We start from the raw sequence: 15,919 nt of genomic DNA on the forward strand, positions 1-15,919 counted from the left end.
TAGTCTGATGTATTCGGACCCTGTGCGAGCTGGGGTCGATGTGTGTGCGGTGCCTACCTGTATCGCACCATTTACAAGGTTCCCGCCATTCCTGTGGGAGCCGGCTAACCGGCGATGAGGCCAGTGGCGATAACGCAGCACCGTAGTGCCCAACTGCCCCAGAACCCAGAATCAGAACTGCGCACGTCACATTGACTGGGCGCGGGAAGGACCCTGTTGCCCTGAGTCATCTCCCGACAGATCGAGGGCAATTGAAATGGCAGATTTCAGCAAGTCGGACCTGGAGTTCATCCTTCAGCAGATCTTCATCGCCGAAGCGCATGCCGATGGCGCCAGCCTGATCGACCTGCTGCCCAACAGCCAGGTGCCGTTCGGCCTGCGTACCGTGGACGGCAGCTACAACAACCTGGTGACCGGGCAGAGCGAGTTCGGCGCCGCCGACAATTCGTTCCTGCGCCTGCTCAGCCCATCCTTCACCGGCGACTATGCCGGCACCGGCACGGTCATCGACTCGCAACCACGCACCATCAGCAACCTGATCGTCGACCAGACGGCGAACAACCCGGCAGCGGTCGAAGCCAATGGCGGCGCCGCCCCGGTGATCAGCCCCGGCATCGACGGGGTATTCGGCACCGCTGACGACACGGAGGTGTTCTTCATCCCCAACGTGTCGCCCGACGTCGGCCTGACCGCCGGCTTCAACGCCTGGATGACCTTCTTCGGCCAGTTCTTCGACCACGGCCTGGACCTGGTCACCAAGAGCAGCACCGACGTCGTGTTCATCCCGCTGCAGCCGGACGACCCGCTGTACGTCGAAGGTAGCCCGACCAACTTCATGGTGCTGCCGCGCGCGGTGCGTACTGCAGGCGCCGATGGTGTGGTGGGTACTGCCGACGATGGCCAGACCAACACTACCTCGCCGTTCGTCGACCAGAGCCAGACCTACAGCTCGCACCCCTCGCACCAGGTGTTCCTGCGTGAATACACGCTCAATGCCGCAGGCGACCCGGTAGCCACCGGGCGGTTGATCACCAACCGTGACCTGGGCGCCGATGGCCGCTTCGGCACCGCCGACGATGGCAATGGTGAAAGCGGTGGCATGGCCACCTGGGCAGTGGTCAAGGCCCAGGCCCGCGACCTGCTGGGTATCAACCTGACCGACGCCGATGTGCACAGCGTGCCACTGCTGGCCACCGACCCCTACGGCAACTTCCTGCGTGGGCCCAACGGCATGCCACAGGTGGTGATGCGCGTGAACAATGGTGCCGACGGCATTGCCGGTACCGCCGACGACGTCACCACGCTGGTCGAAGGCAACCGCGACGCGCCTATCAGCCTGGCCAATGCCGTGAGCACCGGGCATGGCTTCCTTGACGACATCGCCCACAACGCCGCGCCGGTGATCGTGAACGGTGTGCTGCAGGCCGACGCCGATATTGCCGTAGGCAACGCGCAGCCAACCGGGCCTGGCGGCAATAACCTGACCTATGACAACGAACTGCTCGACGCCCACTACATCGCCGGCGACGGCCGGGTGAACGAGAACATCGGCCTGACCGCCGTGCACCACGTGTTCCACTCCGAGCACAACCGCCTGGTGCAGCAGACCAAGGACACCCTGCTGGCCGCCGGCGACCTGGCGTTTCTCAACCAGTGGCTGATCGATGATGTCGCTGCCATCCCCACCACGCCCGCCGAAATCGCCGCGCTGGTATGGGACGGCGAGCGGCTGTTCCAGGCTGCCAAATTCGGCACCGAAATGCAGTACCAGCACCTGGTGTTCGAGGAGTTCGCCCGCACCATTCAGCCGCAGATCGACGAGTTTCTCGCCCCCAACGGCTATGACACCTCGATCGACCCGGCCATCCTCGCCGAGTTCGCCCACGTGGTTTACCGCTTCGGCCACTCGATGCTGACCGAAACCGTCGACCGCTACGACCCGACGTTCGCCACGGTGAATGACGACCCGCAGCTGGGCCTGATCGCTGCCTTCCTCAACCCGCTGGCATTCGCCGGCAGTGGCGCCACTGCCGATGAAGCGGCCGGTGCGATCATCCGCGGTGTCACCCGCCAGTTGGGCAACGAAATCGACGAGTTCGTCACCGAAGCGCTGCGCAACAACCTGCTCGGCCTGCCGCTGGACCTGCCTGCGCTGAACATCGCGCGTGGCCGTGACACCGGCATCCCCACCCTGAACGAGGCGCGCCGCGAGTTCTACGCCATGACTGGCGACAGCCAGCTCAAGCCCTACATCAGCTGGGCCGACTTTGCCGACCACCTCAAGCACCCGGCGTCGCTGATCAACTTCATCGCCGCCTACGGTACCCACGCCACCATCACCGGGGCGGACACCGAAGCGGCCAAGCGCGCCGCTGCCGTGGCGCTGGTGCTTGGCGGTGACGGCGCGCCAGCAGACCGCCTGGACTTCCTCAACGGCACCGGCGCCTATGCCAACGTGACACTGGCCGGTGCCGACGGCATCGCCGGCACCGCCGATGACATCACCGGGGTGACCGTGACCGGTGTCGATGCCATCGACTTCTGGGTCGGCGGCCTGGCCGAGAAGAAAATGCCGTTCGGCGGCATGCTCGGCTCCAGCTTCAACTTCGTCTTCGAAACCCAGCTGGAAGCCCTGCAGAACGGCGATCGGTTCTACTACCTGTCGCGTACGGCGGGCATGAACTTCGGCACCGAACTGGAGAACAACTCCTTCGCCAAGCTGATCATGCTCAACTCCGATGTCACCCACCTGTCCAACACCGTGTTCCTCACGCCCACCTTCACCCTGGAAGTGGACCAGACCAAGCAGTTCACCGGCCTGGGCGCCGACGGCCGGGCCGACCCGACGGGCGGCATCATGATCAACGGTGTCGAAGTGGTGTCGCAGGTGATTCGCGACAACCCCGATACCGTGGGCACCGACACCAACTTCTTGCATTACACCGGCAAAGACCACGTGGTGCTGGGCGGCACCGCTGGCAACGACATCATCATTTCCAGTGAGGGCGACGATACCCTCTACGGCGACGCCGGCAATGACACCCTGGAAGGCGGTGCGGGCAACGATGCGGTGCTGGGCGGTGCCGGTGATGACATCATCACCGACTCCTTCGGCGACAACCGCCTGGAAGGCAACGATGGCAACGACGTCATCGTTGCCGGCAGCATGCTGGCGGCCGGCAACCTGATCCTGGGCGGCAACGGCCAGGACTTCATCATCACCACCGAAGACATCAGCACCACCTTCGGCGGCCAGGGCGACGACTTCATTCTCGGCGCCAAGACCAACCTGCCACCGACCGGCAACGAGGGTGACGACTGGATCGAGAAGGGCACCCAGGACGGTGCGCCCGGCGACAACTTTGCGCCGCTGCTGGGTGACGAAGTGGTCGGCAACGACATCTTCGTCGGTGGTGGCGGCTTCGACGAAATGATAGGCGAGGGCGGCGATGACATCTTTGTCGGCAGCGATGCCCAGGACAAGATGGATGGCATGTCCGGTTTCGACTGGGTTACCAACAAGAATGACCAGGTCGGCGTCACCGTCGACCTGACCCTGGCCGCCCTGGCTCAGCCTCATGGCAACGCACCGAACCAGAACACCGGTATTTTCAACCCGGTCGGCGCCTCGCCGGCCTCCATCCTCGACCGCTTCGCCGAGGTCGAGGGCGTGTCCGGTTCGAACTTCGCCGATGTGCTCAAGGGCGATAATGTCGATGCCGTGACCATCCTCAACCATGGTGGTGCTACCGGTAGTGCGCTGACCAACGTGGCGCTGATCCGTGGCCTGCAGCAGTTCCTGGCCGATGCCGGGTTGCCGACCACCGGCTTTGCCACCGGTAACATCATGCTCGGCGGCAACGGCAGCGACCTGATCGAAGGCCGTGGCGGTGATGACCTGATCGACGGCGACAAGTGGCTCAACGTGCGCATCGCCGTGTACGCGCCGGGAGACGTCAACCACACCGGCCCTGAAATCGCCAGCTTCGACAGCATGGTCGACATGATTCCGTTCATGCTCGACCGTACCTACAACCCTGGCCAGCTCAAGGCCGTGCGGGAAATCCTGCCCGGCACCTCGACGGGTGGGGCGGCGTTCGACACGGCGGTGTTTTCGGGGGTGCAGAGCGAGTACACGGTGACGCAGAACACCAAAGGTACGCTGGACACTTCCGATGACGTCTGGACGGTGACCGACAACGTGGCCGGCCGCGATGGCGTCGATACCCTGCTGCACATCGAGCGCCTGCAGTTCGCAGACAGCCAGCGGGTGCTGGTGGAAGGGCTGAATGCGCAGCCTGTCGGCAGCCCGACCGTTACTGATAACAACGGCGGCGCGATTACCGTGGGTGACCTCCTTACGGTAAACGTGGCCGGCGTGCGGGATGCCGACAACATCAGCGCCGGCAACCCGCTTGGCACGCTCGCTGACCGTTCGGTGTCGTACTACTGGCAGTTCGAGGCCACCCCGGGCAGCGGTGTGTTCGAAGACATCATCCTGCTGCCGGCAGGCGACCTGGCGTTCCAGAGCGCCGACGGCACCACGTTCAAGGTGTCGCCGGACCTGGCCGGGTTGTCGTTGCGGGTCAAGGCGATCTACCAGGACGCCCATGGCACCACCGAAGTGCTGTTCTCCCAGCCCACCACCGTGGTGCAACCGGGCGCGCCTGTGGTACCGACGCCAGCCACGCCGGTGGTGGATGCCACGGCAGGCGGTGCCGGGCTGCACATGGTGCGCTCCGACCTCAACTTCATCCTCGAGCAAATCAAGATTGCCGAGGCCGACGCCAACGGGGCAGACATCCTCTCGCTGCTGCCCAACATCCGTGCGCCACTCGGCCTGCGGGCGGTGGATGGTTCGAACAACAACCTGATGAACCTCAACGGCATCAACAACACCGAGTTCGGTGCGGCCGATAACGTCTTCCCGCGCGTGACCGACCCGGTGTTCAACCCGGCCGAAGGTGCACCGGCCGGCTTCTTCGGCCCTGGCTCGCCGGCCATTCCGGGCTCGTCGTACCAGCAGACCAGTGGCCCGGTATTCGACTCGCAGCCGCGCACCATCAGTAACCTGATCGTCGACCAGACCTCCAACAACCCGGCGGCCTATGCCACCGCGTATGATCCGGGTGCGGACGGCGTGCTCAACTTCGGCGTCGAGGGCAATGACGACGTGCTCAAGGACGGCGTGCGCATCGTCGCCAGCCCGGGCCTGGACGGCCAGTTCGGCACCGACGACGATCACGACGTTTACCTGTTCGAGAACACCGCCGCCGATGCCGGCCTGTCCGCGCCGTTCAACGCCTGGATGACCTTCTTCGGGCAGTTCTTCGACCATGGCCTGGACCTGGTCACCAAGGGGGGCTCGGGCACCATCTACATCCCGCTGCAACCGGATGACCCGCTGTACGTGGAGGGCGGTTTCACCAACTTCATGGTGGTGACACGTGCGACCAACCAGCCTGGGCCGGACGGCGTGCTTGGCACGGCCGACGACATCCACGAGCACACCAATACCACCTCGCCGTTCGTGGACCAGAACCAGACCTACAGCTCGCACCCCTCGCACCAGGTGTTCCTGCGCGGCTATGTGCTGACTGACGACGGGCCTATTGCCACCGGCCGGTTGATCACCAACCGGGACCTGGGCGCCGACGGCCGCTACGGTACCGCCGACGACACCGAAATTGGTGGCATGGCGACCTGGAAGGTGGTCAAGGCCCAGGCCCGTGACGTACTGGGCATCAACCTGACCGATGCCGATGTAGACAACGTGCCGCTGCTGGCGACCGATGCCTACGGCAACTTCATCAAGGGGCCCAACGGCTTCCCGATGGTGATCATGAAAGGTGCCGACGGCATTGCCGGCACGGCCGACGACCAGCAGGTCGAGGGCAACCCGCTGGCGCCGATCAGCCTGACCAACGCCGTGCGCACCGGTCACCAGTTCCTTGCCGACATCGCCCACAATGCCGTGCCGGTGTTCAGCAATGGCGTGCTGGTGCCTGATGCTGATACCGATGTCGGCAACGCCGTGCCGGTGAACCCGCAGACTGGCGCCAACCTGGCCTACGACAACGAGCTGCTCGATGCGCACTACATTGCCGGCGACGGCAGGGTCAACGAGAACATCGGCCTGACCGCCGTGCATGCGATCTTCCACTCGGAGCACAACCGGCTGGTGGCGCAGACCATGGACACCGTGCTCGACTCGGGTGACCTGGCCTTCATCAACGAGTGGCTGCTCAACCCGTTGAGCGCGCTGCCGGCCAACCAGGCCGAGATCGATGCACTGGTGTGGAATGGCGAGCGGCTGTTCCAGGCCGCCAAGTTCGGTACCGAGATGCAGTACCAGCACCTGGTGTTCGAGGAGTTCGCCCGTACCGTGCAGCCGCGGGTCGACTTGTTCTTCGCCCCGACCCAGGTGTATGACGTCGACCTCGATGCGTCGATCGTGGCCGAATTCGCCCACACCGTGTACCGCTTCGGCCACTCGATGCTGACCGAAACCGTCGACCGCTTCGACGTCGACTTCACCGTCATCAGCGACCCGGCCAGCGCCAACCCCGACCAGCAACTGGGCCTGATCGCGGCGTTCCTCAACCCGCTGGCGTATGCCGCCAGTGGCGTCACCCCCGAGGATGCCACCAGCGCCATCGTGCGCGGGGTAACCCGCCAGGCCGGTAACGAAATCGATGAGTTCGTCACCGAGGCGCTGCGCAACAACCTGCTCGGCCTGCCGCTGGACCTGCCGGCGATCAACATCGCTCGGGGCCGCGACGTCGGTATCCCTTCGCTGAACGCAGTACGGCGTGATATCTACGCGCAAACCGGCGATACCCAGCTCAAGCCGTACACCAGCTGGGTCGACCTGGTACAGCACCTGAAGCATCCGGAGTCGTTGATCAACTTCATCGCCGCCTACGGCACCCACAGCACCATCACCGGGGCCACCACGTTGCTGGAGAAACGCGCGGCGGCCATGGCCCTGGTGTTCGGCGGCGACGGCGCTCCAGCCGATCGCCTGGACTTCCTCAACAGCACCGGTGCGTATGCCAATGTCACGCTCCCTGGCAAGGATGGCGTGCTCGGCACCGTCGATGACCTGCGGGCGGTCACCGTGACCGGGGTCGATGCCATCGACCTGTGGATCGGTGGCCTGGCGGAGGCGAAAACCCCGTTCGGCGGCATGCTGGGCACCACGTTCAACTTCGTGTTCGAAAACCAGATGGAGAAACTGCAGGACGGCGACCGCTTCTACTACCTGGAGCGCACCGCCGGCCTGTCGATGAACGCCGAGCTGGAAAGCAACTCGTTCGCCAAACTGATCATGGCCAACACCTCGGCCACCCACCTGCCGGGCCTGGTGTTCTCCGACGTTGGCTTCTACCTGGAAGTGGACCAGAGCAAGCAGTTCAACGAAGGCTTGGGCAATGCCGACCCACTGGGCGAAAACGGCGAGCAGGTGGTGTTCCGCGACAGCCCGCTGACAGTAGGCCCGGACACCAACTACATCCGCTATGCCGGTGACCAGCATATCGTGCTGGGTGGCACCAACGGTGACGACATCCTGGTTTCCAGCGAGGGTGACGACACTGTCTGGGGCGATGGCGGCAACGACCGCATCGAGGGTGGCGACGGCAACGACCAACTGCGTGGTGGTGCCGGCGACGACATCATCAGCGACATGGGTGGTGACGACAACATCCAGGGTGGCGACGGCAACGATGTGCTGCACGGCGGTAATGGCATCAACCTGATCATCGGCGGTTTCGGCAACGACTTCATCGTTACCGGTGAGGACGCCTCCGAAGCCATTGGCGGCCAGGGCAACGACTTCATCCTGGGCAGCAAGGCCAACGAGCAGGACATGGGCAACGAAGGTGACGACTGGATCGAGAAGGGCACCTCGGACGGTGCGCCTGGCGACAACTTCGACCCGCTCGGCAACGACCCGATCATCGGCAACGACGTGTTCATCGGTGGCAACGAGAACGACAAGTTCAACGGTGAAGGCGGTGACGACATCATGGTCGGCAGCCTGGGCTTCGGTGACCGCTACATCGGTGGTTCCGGCTACGACTGGGCAACCTTCAAGGGCCTGGCCCAGGGCGTGACTGCCGACTTCAGCGACCGCTTCTTCAATGTGCCGCCGGTGCCGGGTTCGGGCGCGTCTGCGCTGGTGCGCTTCGACATCATGGAAGGCCTGTCGGGGTCGGCTCATGGCGACTTCCTGCGTGGTGACAGCGAAACCTCTGCCACCTTGCCGACCAATGGCGCCAACGGCAGCGTACTGACCAACATCAGCCTGATCAACGGCCTGTCCAGCCTGCTGGCCGCCGGTGCAACGTTCTACGATGGTGGCAACATCATCCTCGGTGGCAGTGGTAGCGACCTGATCGAAGGCCGCGGCGGCGACGATATCCTCGACGGTGACAAGTGGCTGAACGTGCGCATCAGCGTGCGCGCCAACAGCGACGGCACTGGCCCGGAAATCGCCAGCTACGACAGCATGGAGCCGATGGTGCCGCTGATGCTCAATGGCACCTACAACCCGGGCCAGCTGGTGATCGTTCGCGAAATCCTCAACGGCACCGACAGCTACGACACGGCGGTGTACTCGGGGGTGGCCAGCGACTACAGCGTGGTAGTCGATGGCAACTCGGTGATCGTCACCGACTCGGTGGCCGGGCGTGATGGTGTCGACCGCCTGACCGGCATCGAGCGCCTGCAGTTCTCGGATAGCTCGCAAGCTTCCGGTGTGGGTACCGCCGTCAACGCCGGCCCCACCGGCAGCCTGGTGATCCTTGACGCTGCCACCGGCGTGCGTGACGACACACCGGTAAGCGGCCAGCTGCTGCGGGTTACCCCGCTGGCGGTACATGACGCGGACAATGTCAGCGCAACCAACCTGACCGGTGCGATCACCGGCCCGGTGGCGTACTACTGGCAAGTAGAGACCCTGCCAGGTTCGGGGGTCTATGAAGACATCACCTTCGTTGCTGCCGGCGAGGTTTCGCGAGCTGTCGGTACCACCTACCGGGTCACGGACGATGTGGCGGGGCTGAACATCCGCGTACGCGCGGTGTACCAGGACACCAAGGGCACGCTGGAAATCGTCGATTCGGCGCCGAACAACGCGCCGACTGCCGGGCCTACCGTGACCGGGCTGCTGGTGCAGAACCAGACGCTCACCGCCAACCCGGCAACCATTGTCGATGCCGACGGCCTGAGCAACCCGCGGTTCACCTTCCAGTGGCAGTCCAACCGGGGTACCGGCTGGGTCGACATTGCTGGCGCCATCAACAGCACCTTCCTCCTTACCCAGAACCAGGTGGGGCAGAACATGCGGGTGGTGGTCAGCTACGTGGATGACTTCGGTGTGCAGGAAAGCATTGCCTCCGACATCCTCGACCCGGTGGCCAACGTCAACGATGCGCCCACTGGTGCCGTGCTGATCAGCGACACCACGCCAGACCAGGGCCAGACGCTGACCGCGCTCACCGGCAGTATCGCCGACCTGGATGGGCTGGGCGCGTTCAGCTTCCAGTGGCAGCAGAACATTGGCGGCACCTTCAGCAACATCGCGGGTGCCACTGCTGCAACCTTCACTCCGGGCTTCGAACAGGGTAACCGGCAGTTGCGGGTGGTCGTGAGCTACACCGACGCCTTCGGCACCCTGGAATCGCTGACCTCGGCAGCGACTGCGGCGGTGGTGCCGCCGGCAGGCGTGGTGCTGGTCGGTACTGCCGGGGCCAACACCCTGACCGGTGGTGCGGGCAATGACACGCTCTCGGGGCTGGGCGGCAACGATGTGCTCAACGGCCTTGGCGGCGCCGACCAACTGTTCGGCGGTGATGGTAACGACATCCTCAACGGGGGTAACGACCCCGACAGCCTCGACGGCGGTGCCGGCAACGACACCCTCAACGGCGGGCTTGGTGCGGATGCCATGGTTGGCGGTGCAGGCAACGATACCTTCGTGGTCGACAACCTCGGCGATACCGTGAGCGAGGCGCTGAACGGCGGTGTCGACCTGGTGCAGACCACCCTTGCCAGCTACACCCTGGGTGCCAACGTCGAAAACCTGACCTTTACCGGGGCAGGCAACTTCACGGGTACCGGCAACACGCTGGCCAACACCATCACCGGTGGTGCTGGCAATGACCTGCTCGATGGCGGTGCCGGTATCGACCGCCTGGTCGGTGGCCTGGGCGACGACACCTATGTGGTGGACAACGCCGGGGATGTAGTGGTCGAGGCTACGGCTGGTGGTACGGATACCGTGCGTGCCACGGCGGCCAGCTACACGCTGGGTGCCAACGTCGAGAACCTGACCTACATCGGGGCGGGCAACTTCACCGGTACCGGCAATGGCTTGGCGAACATCATTACCGGCGCGGCGGGTAACGACACCCTCAACGGCGATGGCGGCAACGACCAGTTGCTCGGTGGCCTGGGCAGCGACACCCTGAACGGTGGCGCTGGCAACGACACCCTCGACGGCGGCGCCGGTAACGACTCGCTGTTCGGGGACGCCGGCAACGATAACCTGCAGGGTGGTGCCGGCGATGACAACCTTGACGGCGGCAACGGCGTCGATGTGCTGCAGGGTGGCGATGGCAACGACACGCTGTTTGGTGACGTTGGCAATGACACCTTGCAGGGCGGTGCCGGCAATGACTTCCTCAACGGTGCGGCGGGTAACGATACCGTCGTGGGCGGTGCCGGCAACGACACGATGATGGCCACCGATGGCAATGATGTCTTCCAGTTCGCTGCCGGCTTCGGCAATGACCTGATCATCAACTTCGACGCAGTCCCGCAGGGTGGCCAGGACCGGCTGGATATCTCTGCCCTCAACATTACCGCGGCCACCTTTGCCGCCAACGTCACCATCGCCGATGTCGGCAATGACACGCTGGTCAGCATCGGTGCTACCGACTCCATCCGCCTGGTGGGGGTGGCGGATGCAACCACGGTGACCGTAGCGGACTTCAACCTGGCAGGTTGAGGGCCTGGGAGGACGCAGCAAGGGCCGCTCTGCGGCCCATTCGCGGGCAAGCCCGCTCCCACAGGGATATCACTGCCCTCAGGCTTGGTGATACCCCTGTAGGAGCGGGCTTGCCCGCGAAGAGGTTGGTTCAGGCAACAGATAACTCACAGATACCCCACAATACTCAGCCCTGTGGAGAACCTGTGGGAGTAACCTGCATCGTGTTACGCCAGAATGACGCCGCGTTCGGTATCTGGCGGCTGAGCCGCGGCAAGCAGAGCGAGTCGGTGAAGGTGCATGGCAGCCTCAGCACCAATGATGACGAGGTCGCCCTGAACTGGGCGCTGGACGGGCAGGGTATCCTGTTGCGGGCCGAGTGAAGCCTGGCCGATCACCTGCGCAGCGGGCGCCTGGTGGAAGTGCTTGGCGATCGCCAGGGGGACAACCTGGCAGCGTGGCATTGAGGCCTTTCCCACAGGCGATCGCGTTATACTCCGCGCCTTTGCCCATGCCCGGAATCCGCCCATGCGCCAGGCTTTGCTCATTGTCGATGTCCAGTCCACCTTCAGCCCGCCCGAGTGGCTGGTCGATGGCCTGCGTCGGTTGTCGGCCAACATCCCCACCATTGCCTCGGTCGAGTTGCACGATGAACAGGTCACGCCGTTCGAGCGCCAGCTTGGCTGGCACCCGGCGGCGGAGGACGAGAGCCTGGTCGAAGCTGACCAGGTGTTCGTCAAGCATGGCTACGGGCAGAGCGCAGAGGCCATCGAGTACATCCGGCAACTGGGCGTGGAGAGGGTGCTGGTATGTGGGTTGCAGACCGAAACTTGCGTGCTGGCCGCCGGTTTTGCCCTGTTCGATGCGGGGCTGATGCCCACCCTGGTCACGGACATGACTGTAGGGTCTTCGCTGGACAGGTCGGGCAAGCTGGGCACCGACCTGTGGAAGCATCACTTCCGCCAGGTCACCACCTCGGCCGAGGTGCTCGCTGAACTGGCCGCACGAGGCTAGTGCATGTCGTCATGATGCGGGGTAGCTTTAGCCGCGAAGAATCCAACGCGGAGCATGGCACCGGCTGCGCCGATGTTCGCGGCTTCAGCCGCTCCCACAGAGTCCCTGCTAATTCAATGAGTCGTGTGCAGTTCTGTGGAAGAGTGCCCAGCCCTTTGGGCTGCGCTGTTGCATAGGGAACAATGTTCGAGAGCGTGTCACATTCCCTTGTGGGAGCGGGCGCGCCCGCGAAGCAGGCGACGCGGAGGATGGCACCGGCTCCGCCGGTGTTCGCGGGATTGCCCGCTCCCACAGGGTCCCTGCTAATTCAATTAGGCATGTGCAGTTCTGTGGGAGCGGCCTTGTGTCGCGAAAGGGCTGCAAAGCAGCCCCGGCAATCTCAAGCCGTTTGCAAGGCCCGCGGCCGCTGGCCTGAAGTCGAACACCACCCGCGCCACACCGCCCTCGAGCCGTTCCACCTCGCCCACCAACCCGTCGCGGGTAGCATGGGCAAAGTCATCCCACAGGTACGCGTCACCCGTCAGGCCACATCCACCAGCACGATCTCGCTGTCCTCGATGGCGGTCACCCGCAGCACCTCCTCCTGCTCGATCGCCACGCCATCGCGCGCCTTGGCCCGCAGCCCGTTGACCTCCACCAGCCCCTTGGCCGGCACCAGGTAACCCCGGCGAGCGGTATCGAAGCGGTACTCGGCAGTTTCACCGGCCCGCAGGGTGGCAGCCACCAGCCGCGCATCGGTGCGGATCTGCAGGCTGTCCTCATCGCCCGCACGGCCGCTGGCCAGGGTCACGAAGCCTTCGCCACGCTCACCTTTGGGGAACGGCCGGGTACCCCATTGCGGTGCTTCGCCGGTGCGCTCCGGCACGATCCAGATCTGGAAAATACGCGTGTCGACGTCTTCCAGGTTGTACTCGCTATGCACGATGCCAGTGCCGGCGCTCATCACCTGCACGTCACCGGCTTCGGTACGGCCTTTGTTACCCAGGCTGTCCTGGTGACTGATCGCGCCTTCACGCACATAGGTGATGATTTCCATGTCGCGGTGCGGGTGCGGCGGGAAGCCGCTGCCAGCAGCGATCAGGTCGTCGTTCCACACCCGCAGGTTGCCCCAGTGCATGCGCGCCGGGTCGTAGTACTCGGCAAACGAGAAATGATGGTGGGCGTCGAGCCAGCCGTGGTTGGCGTGGCCGAGGCTTTCGAACGGTCGCAGTTGCAGCATGGTCGTGCTCCTTGAATCAGTGGAATGAGGCCATGATGCGTCAAAGAAGCATCGAAAATAAGCGTAAATATCGGCTTAAAACAATCAGTAAAGTTGATTTAATGCAATAGAGTGTTTTATTCGCTTCATCGCCTAATCCACTGATCTGCAAGCATTCGCTGGCGATTTTTTGTCGATGCGGCGAACATGCCCGCTGATTTTGTTTTTCAACGGAGTGACCGTGGCCCACGAGCAACCCCAGGCCCCCGCCGACCTTACCCCTCCTGCACAACTGCCTTGGTTTCGCCGCCTGGCGGCCCGCCTGCTGGGGCGTGGCCTGACCCGCCTGCAGGCCCAGCACCGCGACTCCTGGTTCCTCGGCCACGCCAGCGGCCAGCGCAGTGGCCATGCCGATGGCGTGCGTGAAGGGTTCGAACGCGGGCGGGTGGAAGGTTACGAGGCCGGGCGCCAGGTGCTGGTGATCCGCGACACCCGGCCAGACACCGCCGCCGTACCGGGCCGGGATGACAACCTGTTCGATGACTGGCGCCTGCCGCTGACTGCCGAGCTGAAAAAGCGCTTCAAGGCCGATGTCGCCCAGCGTCTGCCCGCCGAGGCGCAACCCAGTGCCGCGCAATGGAAGCTGATTTTCAGTGACACACCGTCCACCTGCGTGGTGGCAGGGGCCGGGGCGGGCAAGTCCACCTCGCTGGTGCTGCGCATCCTGCTGTTGCGCCACTACCTGGGCTACGAGCTGGATGCGATGACCGTGGTCACCTTCACCCGCGAGTCGCGCAAGGACTTCATCAAGCGCCTGCTGCAGGTTTTCGCCCTGTGGCAGATCAACCTGCAACCGCCGCAGGCCCGCGAGCTGGTGCGCACGTTCCATTCGCGCATCCTGCCGCTGGTGCGCAGCCTGCCGGGTTTTGGCCAGGTGCGCGCGTTCGAAACGCTGGGCAACGAGATGCCGGCCGGGCGTGAGGCCGAGGCCGAGAGCAACCCGTTCGACCTGCGCCTGAACGATGCCCAGCGCCAGCAACTGAACCAGTGCTACAGCACGCTGCTGGGCGAGAGCCCGCGTTTTGCCGAGCTGGTCGGCCTGTTGCGCAGCGAAGCCCTGCAGCTGAAGCCGCTGGACCCGAACAACCCCGATGTGCAGAAGCGCGCCCAGGTAACCCAGCTGGCTGCCCAGCGCGACGAAGAGCTGTGCGACGTGATCGAAGACCTGTGGTTCGCCGCCGGCGCCTGGCCGATCAAGGGCATCGAACCCTGCCGCGAGACCATCGAGATTCGTGGCAGCCGCTTCCATGTGCATGGCCGTCTGGCCGGCCAGGGGCCTCTGCTCGTGCTGGGCTTCGACCCGGCGGAAAGCGCGCAGTACCAGCGCCCCGGTGCCAAGCTGGCAGTGCGTGCCGAGTGGGCGGTCAAGCGCACCCTGTTGCAGGCCTTCTGCGACCAGCCGCTGATCTGGCTCGACAACTACGCCATGGCCCGGCGCCTGGCAGCGTCGCTGGCCGGTGATGCCGTGGCCGGCCCCGGCTTCGAATACAAGGTCAAGGGCGAACTGGCCCCGGCGCCGCTGCTCGATGCCTTTGTCGGCGCGGCGAACTTCATCGAGAACCTCGGCCTGGAGGTGAACACTGCCGTCGCGGCGATGAGCTTCCCGTCCGGCGACAGCGATGCGCTGTTCTTCGAGGCCCTGGCCCTGTACTGGAAGGCCCTGGAGGCGCACCTGCTGGACCAGTCGCCGCCGGTGATGAGCTACAACCGCATGTTCGCCTTGTTCGGCGAGAACAACCCGGAAAACCTGCAACTGCTGCCCGACCCGTTGCTGCGGCCGCTGGCGCACCTGATGATCGACGAGTTCCAGGACGTGTCACCGCAGATCGTCAGCTGGCTTCGCGCCAGCCTCGCCGAGATCCGTCGTCGCGGCCCGGCGATGCACACCGGGCGCCATGCCCAGCATTCGTCGCTGCTGTGCGTGGGCGACGACTGGCAGTCGATCTACGGCTGGCGTGGCAGTTCGCCCAAGTACTTCATGGAATTCACCAAGGCCTTCCCGTCGCCGGCCAACACTCGGGTGATGCTGGTCGACAACTACCGTTGCCAGCAGCAGGTGATCGACGCGGCCGAGCACCTGGTCAAGGGCACCCCGGCGATAGCCGGCAAGAAAGCCCGGGCCAGTGGCCCGGCGGCCGAGTTGCCAGGCTCGCCGGTAAAAGTGTTCGACCGTGACGAGGCAGCCCTGGGTGAAACACTGATCGAGCACTACCAGCGTGGCGAGACGGTGATGATGCTGTACCGCAAGGGCAGCGACAGGGCGCTGATGAACGAGCACCTGCAAGGCGTGCTGCACGCCGAGGCGGCGTTGCCGGCCGAGCAGCGCCGGCTGCGCCAGTTGACCTACCACAGTGCCAAGGGCTTGCAAGCCGATGCAGTGTTCATGCTGGGCGACTGCCAGTACCTGACCAGTTCACCCTACAAGAACCAGGTGTATCGCCAGGCCGGGCTGGGCAAGGCCGGTGATGCCCAGCCGTTCGATACCGCGCAGAAGGAAGAGGTGCAGCGCCTGGCCTACGTGGCGGTAACCCGCGCGGTCAGGCACTGCTATTGGCATGTGGAGGCGGCTAACGCAGAGGCGGCGGCAGCGCCGCGTGCGTCGAGCCAGGTGGATGGGCGGCAGGCCTTCTTCGAAGACCTGCGTGGTCATTGAT

Annotated in this window: 4 protein-coding genes and 2 pseudogenes; 4 read left to right on the plus strand and 2 right to left on the minus strand. The window is 64.6% G+C overall.

Going from position 1 to position 15,919, the window contains the following annotated elements:
• Nucleotides 1–256 precede the first annotated feature (256 nt).
• From KDB76_RS11270 to KDB76_RS11280, 3 genes and pseudogenes are all read left to right on the plus strand, one after another.
• Nucleotides 257–11,014: a peroxidase family protein gene (locus KDB76_RS11270; RefSeq protein WP_038409306.1), complete on the plus strand. Its 10,758-nt coding sequence runs from the start codon at nucleotides 257–259 to the stop codon at nucleotides 11,012–11,014.
• A 197-nt stretch (nucleotides 11,015–11,211) separates the two neighbouring features.
• Nucleotides 11,212–11,373 (plus strand): annotated as a pseudogene (locus tag KDB76_RS11275) (LysR family transcriptional regulator); the annotation flags it as partial.
• Nucleotides 11,374–11,521: 148 nt separating this feature from the next.
• Nucleotides 11,522–12,007: an isochorismatase family cysteine hydrolase gene (locus tag KDB76_RS11280; protein ID WP_038409308.1), complete on the plus strand. Its 486-nt coding sequence runs from the start codon at nucleotides 11,522–11,524 to the stop codon at nucleotides 12,005–12,007.
• 311 nt (nucleotides 12,008–12,318) lie between these two features.
• Here KDB76_RS11280 and KDB76_RS29750 read toward each other — a convergent pair.
• Nucleotides 12,319–12,531: pseudogene (locus tag KDB76_RS29750) on the minus strand (hypothetical protein); the annotation flags it as partial.
• Nucleotides 12,528–13,226: a pirin family protein gene (locus KDB76_RS11285; RefSeq protein WP_013972071.1), complete on the minus strand. Its 699-nt coding sequence runs from the start codon at nucleotides 13,224–13,226 to the stop codon at nucleotides 12,528–12,530. The pseudogene KDB76_RS29750 and the gene KDB76_RS11285, both read right to left, overlap by 4 nt.
• A gap of 175 nt (nucleotides 13,227–13,401) precedes the next feature.
• Between KDB76_RS11285 and KDB76_RS11290 the strand changes: the two genes are divergently transcribed.
• Complete coding sequence (locus KDB76_RS11290) at nucleotides 13,402–15,918, plus strand: UvrD-helicase domain-containing protein (protein WP_038409309.1); 2,517 nt, start codon at nucleotides 13,402–13,404, stop codon at nucleotides 15,916–15,918.
• The last annotated feature ends 1 nt before the right edge of the window (nucleotide 15,919 follow it).

Source organism: Pseudomonas sp. JS425 (assembly GCF_018223845.1).
GTDB lineage: Bacteria > Pseudomonadota > Gammaproteobacteria > Pseudomonadales > Pseudomonadaceae > Aquipseudomonas > Aquipseudomonas asiatica.